16 protein-coding genes and 1 riboswitch are annotated in these 16,849 nt (G+C 53.5%); of the genes, 12 read left to right on the top strand and 4 right to left on the bottom strand.

Features of this window, described 5'->3' with window-relative positions:
* Nucleotides 1-24: 24 nt before the first annotated feature.
* Nucleotides 25-222, bottom strand: a riboswitch (Lysine riboswitch).
* Nucleotides 223-273: 51 nt separating this feature from the next.
* Nucleotides 274-2,085, bottom strand: a complete 1,812-nt coding sequence (locus GTPT_RS04320; protein ID WP_025900950.1) for a cation:proton antiporter — start codon at nt 2,083-2,085, stop codon at nt 274-276.
* A gap of 199 nt (nt 2,086-2,284) precedes the next feature.
* Between GTPT_RS04320 and pgi the strand changes: the two genes are divergently transcribed.
* The 4 genes from pgi (at nt 2,285) to ubiA (ending at nt 6,074) form a co-directional block, all read left to right on the top strand.
* Nucleotides 2,285-3,931, top strand: a complete 1,647-nt coding sequence (pgi, locus tag GTPT_RS04325) for a glucose-6-phosphate isomerase (protein ID WP_025900951.1) — start codon at nt 2,285-2,287, stop codon at nt 3,929-3,931.
* 139 nt (nt 3,932-4,070) lie between these two features.
* Complete coding sequence (gene psiE / locus GTPT_RS04330; protein ID WP_025900953.1) at nt 4,071-4,496, top strand: phosphate-starvation-inducible protein PsiE; 426 nt, start codon at nt 4,071-4,073, stop codon at nt 4,494-4,496.
* Between the two features lie 157 nt (nt 4,497-4,653).
* Nucleotides 4,654-5,181 carry a chorismate lyase gene (ubiC, locus tag GTPT_RS04335; RefSeq protein WP_025900954.1) on the top strand — a complete coding sequence of 176 codons (528 nt, stop codon included), beginning with the start codon at nt 4,654-4,656 and terminating at the stop codon, nt 5,179-5,181.
* Nucleotides 5,182-5,189: 8 nt separating this feature from the next.
* On the top strand, nt 5,190-6,074 hold the full coding sequence (gene ubiA / locus GTPT_RS04340; protein ID WP_025900955.1) for a 4-hydroxybenzoate octaprenyltransferase: 885 nt from the start codon (nt 5,190-5,192) through the stop codon (nt 6,072-6,074).
* Nucleotides 6,075-6,139: 65 nt separating this feature from the next.
* On the opposite strand, the gene plsB is transcribed toward ubiA, so the two are convergent.
* Complete coding sequence (gene plsB / locus GTPT_RS04345; RefSeq protein ID WP_029989690.1) at nt 6,140-8,578, bottom strand: glycerol-3-phosphate 1-O-acyltransferase PlsB; 2,439 nt, start codon at nt 8,576-8,578, stop codon at nt 6,140-6,142.
* A gap of 109 nt (nt 8,579-8,687) precedes the next feature.
* On the opposite strand from plsB, the gene GTPT_RS04350 reads away from it, so the two are divergent.
* The 3 genes from GTPT_RS04350 to dinF all read left to right on the top strand — a co-directional run bounded on the left by GTPT_RS04350 (nt 8,688) and on the right by dinF (nt 11,270).
* The gene (locus tag GTPT_RS04350) at nt 8,688-9,065 is read left to right on the top strand and encodes a diacylglycerol kinase (RefSeq protein WP_025900957.1); all 378 of its coding nucleotides are present in this window, start codon (nt 8,688-8,690) and stop codon (nt 9,063-9,065) included.
* Nucleotides 9,066-9,161: 96 nt separating this feature from the next.
* Nucleotides 9,162-9,776: a transcriptional repressor LexA gene (gene lexA / locus GTPT_RS04355; protein ID WP_025900958.1), complete on the top strand. Its 615-nt coding sequence runs from the start codon at nt 9,162-9,164 to the stop codon at nt 9,774-9,776.
* Between the two features lie 171 nt (nt 9,777-9,947).
* Entirely contained in the window at nt 9,948-11,270 is a 1,323-nt protein-coding gene (gene dinF, locus GTPT_RS04360; RefSeq protein ID WP_025900959.1) for an MATE family efflux transporter DinF, read from the top strand.
* A gap of 23 nt (nt 11,271-11,293) precedes the next feature.
* On the opposite strand, the gene zur is transcribed toward dinF, so the two are convergent.
* The gene (gene zur, locus GTPT_RS04365; RefSeq protein ID WP_029989692.1) at nt 11,294-11,812 is read right to left on the bottom strand and encodes a zinc uptake transcriptional repressor Zur; all 519 of its coding nucleotides are present in this window, start codon (nt 11,810-11,812) and stop codon (nt 11,294-11,296) included.
* Between the two features lie 46 nt (nt 11,813-11,858).
* On the opposite strand from zur, the gene GTPT_RS04370 reads away from it, so the two are divergent.
* The 3 genes from GTPT_RS04370 to pspG all read left to right on the top strand — a co-directional run bounded on the left by GTPT_RS04370 (nt 11,859) and on the right by pspG (nt 13,588).
* The gene (locus GTPT_RS04370; protein WP_156022677.1) at nt 11,859-12,095 is read left to right on the top strand and encodes a hypothetical protein; all 237 of its coding nucleotides are present in this window, start codon (nt 11,859-11,861) and stop codon (nt 12,093-12,095) included.
* Nucleotides 12,082-13,116 carry a tRNA dihydrouridine(20/20a) synthase DusA gene (gene dusA, locus GTPT_RS04375; protein WP_029989694.1) on the top strand — a complete coding sequence of 345 codons (1,035 nt, stop codon included), beginning with the start codon at nt 12,082-12,084 and terminating at the stop codon, nt 13,114-13,116. Before GTPT_RS04370 ends, dusA begins: the two co-directional genes overlap by 14 nt.
* Nucleotides 13,117-13,315: 199 nt before the next feature.
* Nucleotides 13,316-13,588, top strand: a complete 273-nt coding sequence (pspG, locus tag GTPT_RS04380; protein WP_025900963.1) for an envelope stress response protein PspG — start codon at nt 13,316-13,318, stop codon at nt 13,586-13,588.
* A gap of 195 nt (nt 13,589-13,783) precedes the next feature.
* Here pspG and GTPT_RS04385 read toward each other — a convergent pair whose 3' ends face one another.
* Nucleotides 13,784-14,767, bottom strand: a complete 984-nt coding sequence (locus GTPT_RS04385) for a quinone oxidoreductase (RefSeq protein WP_025900964.1) — start codon at nt 14,765-14,767, stop codon at nt 13,784-13,786.
* Between the two features lie 105 nt (nt 14,768-14,872).
* On the opposite strand from GTPT_RS04385, the gene dnaB reads away from it, so the two are divergent.
* Both dnaB and GTPT_RS04395 read left to right on the top strand, forming a co-directional pair.
* Complete coding sequence (gene dnaB / locus GTPT_RS04390; protein WP_025900965.1) at nt 14,873-16,279, top strand: replicative DNA helicase; 1,407 nt, start codon at nt 14,873-14,875, stop codon at nt 16,277-16,279.
* Between the two features lie 83 nt (nt 16,280-16,362).
* Nucleotides 16,363-16,842, top strand: coding sequence for an Lrp/AsnC family transcriptional regulator (locus GTPT_RS04395; protein ID WP_029989696.1), 480 nt, complete (start codon nt 16,363-16,365; stop codon nt 16,840-16,842).
* The last annotated feature ends 7 nt before the right edge of the window (nt 16,843-16,849 follow it).

Consider the following 16,849-nt stretch of genomic DNA (forward strand, 5'->3'; position numbering starts at 1 on the left):
ACCGGTGCAGCATTAAACAACGAGTCAGCCAGAAGCGCCCCACCTTGTGAAACATTCATCACGAACGCTACGCTACGGTGACAACCCAGAGGATTCAGCCCCTGTGGTCGGCATAACAAACACTCCGCATGTTTGTTGCCTCGGCGCCGCTCCCCCTGATATGCCGTCACCGGATACGGATCCTCTGACATACTGCCTGGGCGGCGCGCCTCTTCTGGTCTACGCATCAATACGTAAGAACTTCTTTAGAAATATCGTGTAATGGGCTGACTGTCAACGGCTATCGGCCTGAATCTCCTCATTTTTTACCAATGCAATCAGCGTGCAAGGCAGCTCCGGCGGTTGACCCGTGCCTATCGGCGTCAGCTTTTTCTCTTCATTCAGGCTGAATAAGGGAATAACCCCATGATTTTTATTGAGATAATCCTCCCAGCCGAAGTTTTCATTCAATCGGGTCGCTTTTATCGTCGCTCCGGCAGAAATTAAGCGGCTGAGATGACCAAAGGTATACTCCGGACTGAACAGGGTTTCCTGTCGGCGGAAGCGACTGCTTTCCCTGTCATGCTTACCACGGACACTCTGGGTATTACCTGAGCGCACGGCAGAGACCTTGTCTTTACCGAGAATGTGACTGAAATGATAGACCGCCAGCGCATTCTGGTGCCGGTTTGACGACATGGCCAGTACCCGTGACGTCATGTTCAGGTCCAGATAGTTTTCCGCATGTTCTGACCAGGCATAGCCATAGTAAGCCGTCAGGCCATCCATCCGCGCCTGACGATAATTTTCCCAGCCATTATCGGTCAGTTGTACCGCTAACCCCTGTTTCTGTAACGCCTGTGCCAGAGCACGGGCAACACTGTTTGCCCCGATGATCAGCACGCCCCGCGGCTGTTTTTTCTGCACCTGTAGCCAGCGGGCGATCGGCAGACTGGTCAGACTCTGTAGCACCACGGTACCAATAATGATGGCAAAAACGACCGTGACTAAGCGATCTGCACCGGGATAGCCATTTTTGGCCAGGGTCAGCGCAAATAACGAACTGACGGCTGCGGCGACAATACCGCGGGGGGCAATCCAGCACAGCAATAACCGGTCGCGCCAGCTCAGAGAAGAACCGGTCGTTGAGGCGGTAATACAGAGTGGTCGTGCAACAAACTGTACTATCAGCAGCACACCGACTAACGGCCAGCCCATGCCGGTTAAGGCATGGATATCCAGACGAGCCGCCAGGATGATAAATAACCCGGAAATCAGCAGGGCAGAAAGCTGTTCTTTAAACTCAATAATGTCCGTCAGGTCGACATCACGCATATTGGCCAGCCAGATCCCCATCACGGTGACCGTGAGCAGGCCGGATTCATCCGCCAGGGCATTCGATAAACCAAAGGCACCCAGCATCATAGCCAGTACGGCAAAGTTCTGCAGGTAGCCAGGCAGCCAGACTTTACGCAGTGCCAGACCGACGATCCACCCGGCAACAATGCCGGCGATTAACCCGACACCTGCCGTTTTTCCGAGTGTCATGAACAGGTGTGAATAGGATCCAGCCTGCTGATGCAGCACAATAAATTCAAACACCAGCAGGGTAAAAATCGCCCCGACCGGGTCGATAATAATCCCCTCCCAGCGCAACACCTGATTGATGGTGTTCTTCGGCCGCACCACCCGCATTAACGGGGCGATAACGGTCGGACCGGTCACGACCGTAACGGCCCCGACCAGTGCAGACAATTCGGCCGAAAAGTGCAACAGCAGATGGCAGGCGATACTGATGACCAGAAAGGTAATCAGCATACCGACGGTCACCAGGTTGCGTACCACGCCGCCCAGCCCGCGAATTTCACTGAACCTCAGGGTTAGCGCACCTTCGAACAAAATGATGGCCACTGATAGTGATACTAAGGGAAATAACAAATTACCGAACAGTAAATCCGGTTGTAGTATATGAGTCGCAGGCCCGAGCAGGACCCCGAAAATCAGTAACGGCAGAATGGCGGGAAGTCGCAGTAACCATGCCAGCCATTGGGCTGCCAGTGAACTGAGACCTATAATAACCAATAATAGCGGGGGCGATAACGCCATAAACGTTTTCCTTTCAACAGCAAGAGTCGTCATACTGGGGGTAATCATCCGTCGTGCTGGCTGGTAAATGCAAGCGACGTCGGGGTTTCTGTTTAATCATAGCTTCACTTTGTGGCAATGTATGGCCAGGGTCAGCCTGGCACAAGTGAAGCGTTGTCAAAGCCAGATTCTGAATTCATTAATCAATAAGAGTGTTGTTATGAAAAATATCAATCCGACACAAACTGATGCATGGAAGGCGTTACAACAGCATTTCTCTGACATGAAAGCGGTGAGTATTGCTGATTTGTTTGCCCGTGACCCGCAACGTTTCTCAAAATTTTCCGCCACGTTCGATGATCAGCTGCTGGTGGACTATTCAAAAAACCGTATCACCGGCGAAACGCTGGACAAATTACTGGCGCTGGCAAAAGAAACTGATCTGGATGGCGCGATTGCCGCCATGTTTGCGGCCGAAAAAATTAACCGCACCGAAGATCGCGCCGTTCTGCACATCGCATTGCGTAATCGCAGTAATACGCCAATCCTGCTGGATGGCAAAGATGTGATGCCGGAAGTCAACGCGGTATTGGCAAAAATGAAAAGCTTCTCTGAACGCATTATCAGCGGAGAGTGGAAAGGTTACACCGGTAAGGCGATCACGGATGTGGTGAACATTGGTATCGGCGGGTCCGACCTGGGGCCACTGATGGTCACAGAGGCACTGCGTCCTTACAAAAACCATCTCAACATGCATTTTGTCTCCAATGTCGATGGTACGCACATTGCGGAGACCCTGAAAACGCTGAACCCTGAGACAACGTTATTCCTGGTGGCGTCAAAAACCTTTACCACTCAGGAAACCATGACCAACGCGCACAGTGCCCGTGACTGGTTCCTGGCCAGTGCCGGGGATGAAAAGCATGTCGCCAGCCACTTTGCAGCGCTGTCGACTAACGCCAAGTCGGTCGGTGAATTCGGTATCGATACCGCTAACATGTTTGAGTTCTGGGACTGGGTCGGCGGTCGTTATTCACTGTGGTCGGCGATTGGTCTGTCGATTGTCCTGTCTGTCGGCTATGACAACTTTGAAAAACTGCTGGCAGGTGCCCATGCGATGGATAAGCACTTTGCAGAAACCCCGGCAGAAAAGAATATCCCTGTGCTGCTGGCACTGATCGGTATCTGGTATAACAATTTCTTTGGTACCGAAACCGAAGCGATTCTGCCTTATGATCAGTATATGCACCGTTTTGCGGCCTACTTCCAGCAGGGGAATATGGAATCTAACGGTAAGTACGTTGACCGTGAAGGTCATGCGGTAGATTACCAGACAGGACCGATTATCTGGGGTGAACCAGGCACCAACGGCCAGCATGCGTTTTATCAGCTGATCCATCAGGGGACAAAGACTATCCCTTGTGACTTTATCGCCCCGGCGGTGAGCCATAATGCGTTAAGCGATCACCACCCGAAATTACTGTCTAACTTCTTTGCACAGACGGAAGCTCTGGCCTTCGGGAAATCCCGTGATGAGGTAGAAAAAGAGTTCGCCGATGCCGGTAAAGCGCCTCAGGACGTGGCCCATATCGTGCCGTTTAAAGTATTTGAAGGTAACCGCCCGACGAACTCCCTGCTGCTGCGTGAAATTACCCCGTATTCACTGGGAGCGCTGATTGCGCTGTATGAACATAAGATCTTCACTCAGGGCGCTATCCTGAACATTTTCAGTTTTGATCAGTGGGGTGTGGAACTTGGTAAGCAACTGGCGAACCGTATTCTGCCTGAACTGAGCGGAAACGAAGATGTCACCAGTCATGACAGTTCGACCAATGGCCTGATTAATCGTTATAAAAACTGGCGTTAAGTGACGCAGATGCGAAACAGGAAGCGGCCGCAGGGCCGCTTTTTTTGTTCCTGCGGCCGTGCCGCGGATTCATTATTGTGATATTAATCACACTATCGCATTATGCGCTCCCCGGAGTGTGTTGTATTCAGAGGACAGAATGGAAAGCACAAATAAGGTCGTTAAATCCACCGTTGCCAGCCTGATTGCTGCAGTATTGCAGTGGGTATTAAATATTGGTCTGATTATTCTGGCCGTTATTCTGGCGATTTTCTTAGGCAAAGAAACATTGCACCTGGCCAATGTGCTGTTTCATACGGGAGAAGAGTCATCCTCGTATCTGCTGATTGAAGGCATCGTGATTTACTTCCTGTACTTCGAGTTTATTGCGCTGATCGTGAAATATTTCCAGTCAGGCTTCCATTTTCCGCTGCGCTATTTTATTTATATCGGCATCACCGCCATCATTCGTTTAATCATTGTTGACCATAAAGATCCGCTGGATACGTTATTCTACTCCGGTTCGATCCTGATTCTGGTCGCTACCTTATGGCTGGCCAATACGAAACGGCTGAAGCGGGAATAAGCCGGTTCGTCCTGTCGCCCCGGCAGGCCGGACTTCCGGGGCTTTACACAGAACACCCTGCTTCATTCGCATGAGTCTGGTATAGTTCAGCCCTGACATGCGCTGTGTTTATTTCCGGCAGCGCAGAGGGTTATTAACCGGTTTTCTGAGAGTAACAATGTCTGCACAGGAATTGCGCAAGCTGTATCAGTTGCAGTGGCTACCGCTGTCTTCTCCGAAACTCACTCCTGAGTTATCTGACTGGCTGTCAGAAGAAACGTCGATGACAGTCCGTCTGGAACGTTATTGTCGCGAACTGACGGTGAAAGTGGTCAGAGAAGGTTTTGTCGGCAGGCAGGCGTTACTCGGACATGAATCCGGGTATTCCGGTTTTGATAACGAGACCCGATTCTGGTTACGCGAAGTGATTCTGTACGGAGATGGTCATCCCTGGCTGGCCGGGCGAACTATTTTACCGGAAGATACCCTGAGCGGGCCGGAAAAATCCCTGATGAGTCTTGGTGAGTCCCCGCTGGGACGTTACCTGTTTTCCTCTCCCTTACTGAGCCGGGATTTTATTGTCCCGGGGTACAGCGGCTCTCTCCGGGGACGGTATTCATTGTTACGGCTCTCAGGCAAACCTCTGATACTCACAGAAATGTTTTTACCACATTCACCACCGTATACACCCCGGGCGAAAGGATAACAAACCCCGTGCAGGACACCATAAAACTCACCAAATTCCAGGCCTATCAGCGCCTGATGCGTATCGATAAACCCATAGGAACACTGTTGCTGCTCTGGCCGACGCTCTGGGCTTTGTGGCTCTCGGGAAGGACATTGCCTCCTTTTAAGGTTCTGGTCGTCTTTGTGCTGGGCGTGATTGTGATGCGTGCCGCAGGTTGCGTGATCAATGATTATGCTGACCGGAAAGTCGATGGCCATGTAGAGCGTACGCGTCAGCGCCCGTTACCTGCCGGGCTTATCAGCGAACGTGAAGCGAAAGGTCTGTTTGTGGCACTGGTGCTGGTGGCATTTCTGTTGGTGCTTACCATGAGTGGTATGACCATTCTGCTTTCGGTGGGCGGCATCCTGCTGGCCAGTGCTTATCCTTTTATGAAACGCTACACCCATCTGCCGCAGGTGGTGCTGGGGGCGGCTTTTGGCTGGGCTATCCCGATGGCATGGATGGCAGTGAGTGGGGACTTACCTCTTTCCTGCTGGCTGGTATTCCTGGCGAATGTTTGCTGGACAGTGGCCTACGATACCTTTTATGCCATGGTGGATCGTGATGATGACCTTAAAATCGGGGTGAAGTCGACCGCGATCCTGTTCGGGAAATATGATTGCCTGATTATTGGCGGGCTGCAGGTGGCGACTCTGGCGCTGCTGGCCGTGACGGGTCGGTTATTGCACCTGAATGGCTGCTATTATCTGTCGTTACTGGTCGCCGCTGGCTTCTTTATCTATCAGCAACGTCTGGCTATCGGTCGGGAGCGTCAGGCCTGTTTCCGCGCCTTCCTGAATAACAATTATGTCGGACTGGTGATTTTTGTCGGTGTGGTACTCAGCACACTGCCTTTTATTAATCTGATGTAAGCGTCATCGTCTGGCGGTAAAAAAAAGGGCGTTCCTCAGGAACGCCCTTTTTTAGTGGACAGGGATCAGGCTGAAGGTTCCGCCTCAGACTCAATAGCATTCTCAATCGTCTGGCGAACATCGCGGGTCGTCAGATCCAGCAATATCTGACGCATTCCCCGGGTTTTCTCCGGTTCCGCATCATCTTTATCACTGATATAGCCTTCATCACGCAGAGTGAGTACTAACCCCGTGAATACTGCCTTGTCGAAGAACTCCGGCGCATTTATCCCGTGAAGTACGGATAAACGTTGTGCCAGGGTACGGCTTTCTTTCTCAAGCGTTCCGCGGTTAATCGTCGGTTTGGCATTGAGGATCGCAAAGGTGATCGCGTAGCGTTGCAGCGTCTCCCGTACCCCTGCGGCCAGTAAGCCGAGCACCCGATGGCGTGCCGGCTGAACAGAATAGTGTTCACCGTCCTGAGTGATCAGTGACTGGTTCACCAGCTCTCCGCACAGGCGGTCCAGCACTTCCGGTAACTGCTCTTTATCCCAGCGAAGGAATAATTCACTCCTGAGCATCGGATAAATCAGGGAGACCTGACGCAATAACTCTTCTTTATGCAGCGTGCCGTGTTGCTGAATAATGGCAGCAATCAGGGATGGCATCACCAGCAGGTGCAGAATGTTATTGCGGTAGTAGGTCATCAGCACCGCCTGCTCTTTCGGCAGAATAATAATGTCGCCAATATTATCCTGTTCGGTGGTGAACTTATTCATGCTCATCGCATGGTCAAGCAGGTCTTCAACGCTCATATCCGGCACAGTACTGCCTTCAGAGTACGGAACATTACGCAATAAACCGGTATAACACCTCAGTTGATCAAGCAATTGTTCGCGTGTCAGAGAACGCTGTGGTGACGCCAGTAATGCCGTCACACACAGGTTCATGGCATTGGCAGCACCGGCGTTATTGATACGGACCATAATCTGCTGTGCGACATCATTGACGACCGGGGTCATCCATGCCGGACGCTGTGATTCTATCGGGTCGATAGAATCACGCCATTCCGGGACATGGGTATTCAGGTAATTGACCAGCGGCAGTGGTTCGCCGAAGTTCACATAGCCCTGACCCAGGTTACGCAGCTTGCGTAGCCCGCGCAGCATCTGCAGCAGACTCTCTTTCTCTTTGGTCGCACCGCGCAGTTCTTTGGCGTAAGTGGCCACTTCCATCACATGCTCGTAACCAATATAGATAGGTACCAGTGTGATAGGACGATTCCCCCCGCGTAACATCGCCTGCAGTGTCATCGTCAGTGTGCCGGTTTTCGGGTCGAGCAGACGCCCGGTACGGGAACGGCCGCCTTCGACAAAATATTCTACCGAGTAGCCACGGCTGAACAGTTCACCCAGATATTCACGGAAAACGGTGGAATAGAGCTTATTGCCTTTAAACGTCCGTCGGATGAAGAACGCCCCCAGGTGACGGAAAATCGGACCGGCAGGCCAGAAGTTCAGGTTGATGCCGGCCGCGATATGCGGTGGTACCAGCCCCTGATGATAAAGGACATAAGAGAGCAGCAGATAATCCATATGACTGCGGTGGCAGGGCACATAGACCAGCTCGTGGCCGTCCTGCGCTAACTGACGGATACGTTCGCCACCACTGACATTGATCCCTTTATACAAGCGACTCCACAACCAGCCCATCACGCGGTCGGTGATACGGATAGCTTCGTAGGTGAAATCAGCCGCAATCTCTTCCATCATGGCTACTGCATTTTTCCGGGCCATCTCGATAGAGATTTTCTTACTGCGGGCCTCGTCTTCAACGGCTTTCGCAATCGCTTTGGATTGCAGCAGCTTGTTGAACAGATCCTGGCGGGCCGGCAGACGCGGACCGACAGCAGCCAGACGCTGGCGGGAAAAATGAATATGAGCTACCCGGGAAAGCTTCTGAGCAATCGACTGGTCGGTACCGTGTTCATCGGCCATCTGGCGTAAGGACATTTTCGGGGAGAAGCGGATAAAGCTATCCCGCCCCAGCCAGAGGATGGCACAGAATTTCTGTAATCCGTTGAGTTCACGCAGTAATGGTGTCTGCGTCCCCTGAGTTTCCTTGCCTGGCGCCCGGCCAAACATCACCGACACCGGCACCAGTTGAACATCCAGCGCCGGATTATTCCTGTGCAGATCCAGATAATCGTGGAAAATTTTCACGGTTTCCTGGTTCGGAGTGAAATAAGGCAATAACCGCGGGCCGTCATGAATAAAGACATGACGCGGTAGCAAACTGCCGTCGATTTCCAGAGGTTCTAAAGGGTCCGGCAGATCATGCTTCAGGCATTCGGTACGAAGTGCCAGCAGATCTGCTTTGGAATCATAGGGAAATACATAGATAATAGGGCGGGTAGGGTCCAGACCGAGTTCGGCCACAGGATCACCCGGGATCACCTTGCTCTTTACCAGCAAAGATAATGGAATACTTAGTAATTTATAATAAAGTTTACGCCAGCCTGACATAGATAAATCCGGAGCCTCTTTTGATAGCAAAGCGGCGCAATCATACCAGAAACTGCAAAGAAGATCTGTGACCAGGTGCAGTATTGAAAATTAACAGGAGAGCGGGCGAATGGCAGGAAGGACAACGGGATGGCGGCGTCTGGTGAAGGCGAGCGGCTATTCATGGCAGGGGTTGCGGGCTGCCTGGCAGCATGAGGCGGCCTTCCGGCAGGAAACCGTGGTGGCTATCGTGGCCATCGTCATTGCCGGCTGGCTGGATGTGGATACGGTTTCACGTATTCTGCTGATTGGCTCGGTGGTGCTGATTATGATCGTTGAAATTATCAACAGTGCGATAGAGGCCGTGGTCGATCGGCTGGGCCCGGAAATACACCCCTTATCCGGACGGGCGAAAGACCTGGGATCGGCCGCGGTATTACTGGCGATCCTGCTTGCGGTGTTTGTCTGGGGAAGTGTGCTCTGGCAATGGTGGTCACTGGCGGGATAATGACCGACAGTTGTTTGTTTTATGACGGTTTTTGGTTTTCATTTCCGAAAGACCTGTATATACTCACAGCGACTGTATAAACAACCAGGGGGCGGGATGAAAGCATTAACCAGCAGGCAGCAGCAGGTCTATGACCTGATTCGCGACCATATTCAACAGACGGGTATGCCGCCGACACGTGCGGAAATTGCTGCCCGCCTCGGTTTTCGCTCCCCGAATGCGGCAGAAGAACATCTGAAAGCCCTGGCACGTAAAGGTGTCATTGAGATTGTCTCCGGAGCCTCACGCGGTATCCGCCTGCTGATGGAAGAAGAAACGCCGGAAGGTCTGCCTCTGATTGGCCGGGTGGCTGCGGGCGAACCTCTGCTGGCCCAGCAACATATTGAAAGCCACTATCAGGTCGATCCCGGGCTGTTTAAGCCGGGGGCTGATTTTCTGCTACGTGTCAGCGGGATGTCGATGAAAGATATCGGTATCCTGGACGGAGACCTGCTGGCGGTTCATAAAACCCAGGATGTCCGTAACGGGCAGGTTGTGGTGGCCAGAATCGATGACGAAGTGACCGTGAAACGCTGGAAAAAACAGGGGAATACGGTACAGTTATTGCCTGAGAACAGCGAATTTTCTCCGATTGTGGTGGATGTCCGCGAACAGAACCTGACGGTGGAAGGGCTGGCCGTGGGTGTTATTCGTAACGGAGAATGGCTGTAACTGACGGGCGATTGTCCGTCAGCCGGTGACCGGCAGAGAGTCACTCCGGTCGCTAAGATTGACCCCGCACCCTAATACACTACGCTGAGTTGCTTCTGCGGCTATCAGCGTTCATCCGCCGGTCACCTTTTCCCCGTCCGGCGGAGACACTGTGCTCTGTCAGGAAAATCCATGTCCTTTTTGAATACCACCGACAAAAAACTCTGGCGACTGGCATTACCGATGGTGTTATCCAATATTACGGTTCCGTTACTGGGACTGGTGGATACCGCGGTGATCGGGCATCTGGACAGTGCTATCTACCTGGGCGGTGTTGCCATCGGTACTACGGTCACCAGCTTCCTGTTTATGCTGCTGCTTTTCCTGCGTATGAGTACGACGGGGATGACGGCTCAGGCATGGGGATCCGGAAATTCAGCCGCCCTTGCCAGGGCACTGGCTCAGCCACTGATCATCAGTCTGGTGGCCGGGCTCATCTTTATTGTGGTGCGTGACCCGGTCAGCCAGCTGGCCAGCGGAGTGATCGGCGGTGATGCGGATACGCTGGAACAGGCTCGTGTGTTTATCCGTATGCGCTGGCTCAGTGCGCCAGCGACCTTTGCGAATCTGGTGCTCCTTGGCTGGCTGCTGGGCGTTCAGTATGCCAGGGCTCCGGTGATCCTGCTGGTGGCCGGTAACCTGGTCAATATTCTGCTGGAAGTATGGTTTGTTCTGCACCTGCATCTGGGTGTCCGGGGGGCGGCAGCGGCCACAGTGATCTCTGAATATGTCTCGCTGCTGGTCGGTGTTCTGCTGGTGTTGCAGGTATTTCGTCGGCGCAAGATATCGGTACGTTTACTGCTGGAGGGCTGGCGTGGCGATATTAAACGTTTGCTGGGCCTGAACCGCGATATTCTCCTGCGGACGTTACTGTTGCAGGTCTGCTTTGCTTCCCTGACTCTTATCGGTGCCCGGATGGGAGCACAGGTCGTTGCGGTGAATGCACTGCTGATGATGTTTCTTACGTTTACCGCCTATGCACTGGATGGATTTGCCTATGCGGTGGAGGCGGTGTCCGGAGAAGCCTACGGGGCGCGTGAAGCCGGAAAACTGCATGAAGTCTGGCGCGCCTCCTGCCGTCAGGCAGGCATTGTCGCACTGCTCTTTTCGCTGGTGTATGCGCTGGCCGGGCAGTACATCATTGCGATGATGACCTCACTGCCTTCCCTTCGCCATCTGGCGGATCACTACCTGATCTGGCAGGTTATTCTGCCTCTGGCAGGCGTCGGCGGGTATTTACTGGATGGTTTGTTTATCGGTGCCACGCGCGGACGGGAAATGCGTAACAGTATGGCGATTGCCGCGGCAGGGTATGGCCTGACATTGTGCAGCGTTCCCTGGCTGGGTAATCACGGCCTCTGGCTGGCGCTCTGTGTCTTTATGCTATTGCGGGGGATCACGCTTTGGCACTGCTGGCAGCAACATCAGCGCAGGGGAACCTGGTTTGATCACTGACCCTTCACTGAACTCACGGGGAGTTAGCGGCCTGCCCGTTTTTTAACTTCGCTGCTGTGATCATGCTGGCACTGCTCCTGATTATCACAGGCCGCGATCTCTGCACATTTCACACACAAGCCATGGGCTTCAATCACACTGTGGCGCGGAACAAAACCCGCCTGCTTTGCCTGGGTGACAATCAGATGTTCCACCCCTTCAGCATGACGTTCGCTCACCGAAGCACAGTTATCGCAGACCAGCATCACAGAGGTATGAGACGGGTGTTCAAAGTGCGGACACACCACATAGCTGTTATTGGAAGCCACCCGGTGAATAAACCCCTGTTCCAGCAGAAAATCCAGCGCACGATAGACTGTCGGTGGCTTGGCCTGTGGCTCGCTGATCCGCAGTTTATCCAGCAGGTCATAGGCGCTGATCGCACCCTGTTCTTCGGCCATCAGACGTAACACTTCTGCGCGCTGGGGTGTCATACGTACCCCACGTTTCAGGCAGAGGCTCTGCGCCTCGGCAAGGATCTGAGCGGGAAGTTGCTGTTGCATGATGGCTTTCTCCAACGAATAATCTGCGGTAACGGGCTATCTTAGCATGGCTGGCGCGTTAATGCTGATCCTCTATGGCGGAGGGCGGCGGGCGACATTCGCTGCCTGCAGGTTGCCTTTACTTCGTGGCCCGGGGGGAAGCTTTGCGGTCACCCCCGAACTGCCGTTTTTCTATGCTATAGTAGCGCATGCTTTTGTCCCTTTTTTCAGTCCTTCCTGCCACTCCCGGGTGATGACGGGGGCTGTTTTACCTGATGATATGAAGAAAAATGCACGAAAATAAAGAAACCTCTTACCCGCACCCGACCTCTCAACCGCAGGCCGCAACGCCTGAATATCCGGCCGGACGTTTTTCCGTCGCGCCGATGCTCGACTGGACCGATCGTCATTGCCGTTATTTCCACCGTAAACTGACCGGTCAAACGTTGCTGTATACTGAAATGGTGACAACAGGTGCGATCATTCATGGTAAAGGTGATTACCTGGCGTATAACGACGCGGAACATCCGGTGGCGTTACAGCTGGGAGGCAGTGATCCTGCGGCTCTGGCACAATGCGCCAGGCTGGCTGAACAACGGGGCTATGATGAAATCAACCTGAACGTGGGCTGTCCGTCTGACAGGGTTCAGAATGGTCGTTTCGGAGCCTGTCTGATGGGGGAAGCGGCATTAGTCGCAGACTGTATTAAGGCGATGCGTGATGTGGTTTCGGTGCCGGTCACCGTGAAAACCCGTATCGGTATTGATGAGCAGGACAGCTACGCGTTCCTGTGCGACTTTATCCGTACCGTGGCGGAGAAGGGCGGATGCGAGTCTTTCACTCTCCATGCCCGTAAAGCCTGGTTGTCGGGCCTGAGTCCGAAAGAAAACCGTGAGGTTCCGCCGCTGGATTACCCGCGTGTTTATCAGTTAAAGCGTGATTTCCCGCACCTGACGATGGCGATTAACGGGGGAGTCAAAACCCTGGAAGAAGCCAAAGCTCACCTGCAACATGTGGACGGGGTGATGATGGGGCGTGAAGCCTACCAGAACCCGGGGATCCTCGCGCAGGTGGATAATGAGATTTTCGGCAGCACGTCGGCCAGCCCGGATCCGTTTGACGTCGTACGCTCAATGTACCCGTATATTGAAGCAGAACTGAGCCAGGGCACGTATCTTGGACACATTACCCGCCATATGCTGGGACTGTTTCAGGGGATCCCGGGGGCCCGTCAATGGCGCCGGCACCTGAGCGAAAATGCGCATAAAGCCGGAGCCGATGTCCGTGTGGTAGAGCAGGCCCTGTCACTGGTGGCCTCCCGCTAAGTCGTATGCCGGGGAGAGCCCCCGGCAATGCCATACCGCGAATTACGCCAATTCCTGGTTTTTTTCACCTCTTCCGGCAGCAACATTATTTTCAATATTTTGTTGTTATTCATTCGGTTAACAGGATGGCATGATCCTTGTATCTGTCATAGCAGACGCGTTAATCGCTAACGCATTATTCTGCGGTGAAAGAGGTCTCATGGAAGTCTTATTTGTTATCGGTTTTTTTGTGGTGTTGTTACTGACCGGCGTTTCAGTGATCGGAGTACTGGTCGCGTTATTTGCCGGTGCAGTGTTGCTGATGTTCTCCGGTTTCTTATTGCTGGCGATGAAGCTGCTGCCCTGGTTGCTGCTGGCGGTCGCGGTCGCCTGGATTTATCAGACAGTTATTGCGCCGAAATCATCACCTCCGGCCACGCGTCGCTTTGATAAGACCATGGCTAAAATTGACCGGATGAACCGGCGCGGCTAACCGGCGGTAAGGGGTGAGGCACAGTTTCTGACGTCAGAGTTCGGAAATGTGAATTACCCCGTATTTCCGGCAGACAAGTTCTGCGATGATAGCAGCGTATTTCGGCGAAAAGCTGACGCTCTGTCCCTACACCAGTGCGAAAAATAAAAAAACAGGGCTTCCTACGGGAAGCCCTTTTCTATGCACCAAACGACATCAGGGGATGAGCAGGCAGGAGCCTTGGGTGGCACGGCTTTCCAGTTGCTGATGGGCAAGAGCGGCGTCTTTCAGAGCAAACTTCTGGTGCTCCGGGACCTCCGTTTTAATGGCTCCGCTGGCCAGCAGAGTAAAGAGCTCGTGGCTTGCAGCATCCAGTTCCTCCGGCGTGGTAATGTAACCAAACAACGATGGACGGGTGACAAACAGGGAGCCTTTGCGGGTGAGGATCCCGAGGTCAACCCCGGTTACCGGGCCGGAGGCATTGCCGAAGCTGACCATCAGCCCGCGGCGTTGCAGACAATCCAGTGAGGCTTGCCAGGTGTCTTTACCGACCGAATCATAGACGACCGGCACTTTTTTACCGTCCGTCAGTTCGCTCAGGCGGGCGGCAATATCTTCCTCGCGGTAGTTAATCGTCGCCCAGGCCCCTGCCTGGCGTGCAGCGTCTGCTTTTTCTGCTGACCCGACAGTTCCTATCAGCTTCGCTCCCAGCGCTTTTGCCCACTGACAGGCAATCAGCCCGACGCCCCCGGCAGCGGCATGAAACAGAAAGGTTTCTCCGGCCTTAATCTGATAGGTCTGGCGCAACAGATACTGGACCGTCAGCCCTTTCAGGAAAGAGGCTGCGGCCTGCTCAAACGAAATGGCCTCCGGCAGGATCGCCAGCCTGTCTTCGTGAACAATATGGCTTTCACTGTAGGCTCCGGCCGCTGATAGCGCGTAGACGACCCGATCGCCCGGCGAAACCCGGCGGACGGCCCGGCCGGTGCGCACCACAATACCGGCGGCTTCGGTACCGAGACCTGCGGGCAGGGAAGGCGGAGGATAAAGTCCGCTACGAAAATAGGTATCGATGTAATTGATACCTATTGCCTTATTTTCCACCACGACCTCATGATCGCCTGGTTCCGGCGATGTAAATGAAGTCCACTCCAGAACTTCCGGCCCGCCGTGGCGGCGATACTGGATCCGGTTTGGCATAGCAGCTCCTTGAAATCATCTTGTTTGCCGGGGACAGGGCGACAATTCGGGTAAAAAAAAGTATACTGTGACGCCCCTTGTTTAACACTGGTAATGACATTCACTATGGCAGGAAATACACCCGCGAACAAATCCAACGAATCCCGTGATCGTCAGCTGGAAGGCGTGAAGATGCCGCCCCATTCTGTCGAGGCAGAGCAGTCCGTTCTGGGGGGATTAATGCTGGACAATGAGCGCTGGGACAATGTTTCCGAGCGTGTGGTTGCCGGCGATTTCTACAGCAGACCTCACCGGCTGATTTTCTCCGAGATGCAGCGTTTGCTGGAACTCGGTCAGCCCATCGATCTGATCACCCTGTCAGAATCCCTGGAAACCCGCGGAGAGCTGGAGCTTGTCGGGGGGTTCGCCTATCTGGCGGAGCTGGCTAAGAATACCCCGAGTGCGGCGAATATCGGTGCCTATGCGGATATCGTGCGCGAGCGTGCCGTCGTCCGTGAAATGATCTCAGTGGCGAATGAGATAGCGGATGCCGGGTACGATCCTCAGGGACGTAATAGTGAAGATCTGCTGGATCTGGCGGAATCCAGCGTGTTTAAAATCGCCGAAAAGCGGGCAAATAAAGAAGACGGTCCGCAAAATATTGAGCAGGTTCTGGAAGCGACCATCAACCGTATCGAATCACTGGTCGGCACACCCCATGACGGTGTGACCGGCATTGATACCGGTTATCAGGATCTGAATAAGAAAACCGCTGGCCTGCAGGGATCCGATCTGATCATTGTCGCCGCCCGTCCTTCGATGGGTAAGACGACGTTTGCCATGAACCTGTGTGAAAATGCGGCAATGATGCAGGATAAGCCGGTACTGATTTTCAGTCTGGAAATGCCCAGTGAGCAGCTGATGATGCGTATGCTGGCCTCTCTGTCCCGGGTCGACCAGACGCGTATCCGTACCGGCCAGCTGGATGATGAGGACTGGTCGCGTATTTCCGGCGCCATGGGCATTCTGCTGGAAAAGAAAAACATGTATATCGATGACTCTTCCGGCCTGACACCGACAGAGGTTCGTTCCCGTGCCCGACGAATTTTCCGTGAAAATGGCGGCCTGAGCATGATAATGATCGATTACCTGCAACTGATGCGGGTACCTTCATTGTCTGATAACCGTACCCTGGAAATCGCCGAAATCTCCCGATCACTGAAAGCGCTGGCAAAAGAGCTGAATGTGCCAGTGGTTGCTCTTTCTCAGTTAAACCGTTCACTGGAACAACGTGCCGATAAACGACCGGTCAACTCGGATTTGCGTGAATCCGGATCCATTGAGCAGGATGCGGACCTGATCATGTTTATCTACCGGGATGAGGTCTACCACGAAAACAGCGACCTGAAAGGGATTGCTGAAATCATTCTGGGTAAACAGCGTAATGGCCCGATCGGTACCGTCCGTCTGACATTTAATGGTCAATGGTCGCGGTTTGATAACTATGCCGGCCCGCAGTACGACGACGAATAACGGCCTGAGCAGCCTAACGACTCATTTTTACAACAATGCGGAGCCTCTCCGCTTTTTTGTCAGCCCGGGGAACGGAGCACAGTATGGATCGTATTGATGATCACGATATTCATATCCTGAGGTTATTACAGGGTAACGGGCGGTTGACCAATCAGGAACTCAGTGAGCTGGTCGGGCTGTCCGCGTCCCAGTGCTCCCGACGCCGTATACAGCTGGAACAGACCAGCAAGATCCTCGGCTACTATGCCAGGCTTTCGCCCGATGCGCTGGGGCCGGAAATTACCGGCCTGATTGAAGTCAGGCTGATGAACCATACCCCCGAGTATGTGGACGATTTCCATCACCGTATCATTAATGATCCTTCGGTTATCGATGCCTATAAGACGACCGGGGATGCCGATTATCTGTTAAAAGTGACCGTGACCGACCTCAATTCACTGAGCACACTGATAAGCCAGTTGGTGGCCGGCTACCAGAGTGTGGCGCATGTGAAGACCTCGGTGGTGCTTAACCGTATCAAAGAAGGCGGGCGGATACTGAAGACCCCCGCCGGATCCGCATAATTTTTTT

The sequence above is a fragment of the Tatumella ptyseos ATCC 33301 genome (assembly GCF_000735525.1).
Lineage (GTDB): Bacteria > Pseudomonadota > Gammaproteobacteria > Enterobacterales > Enterobacteriaceae > Tatumella > Tatumella ptyseos.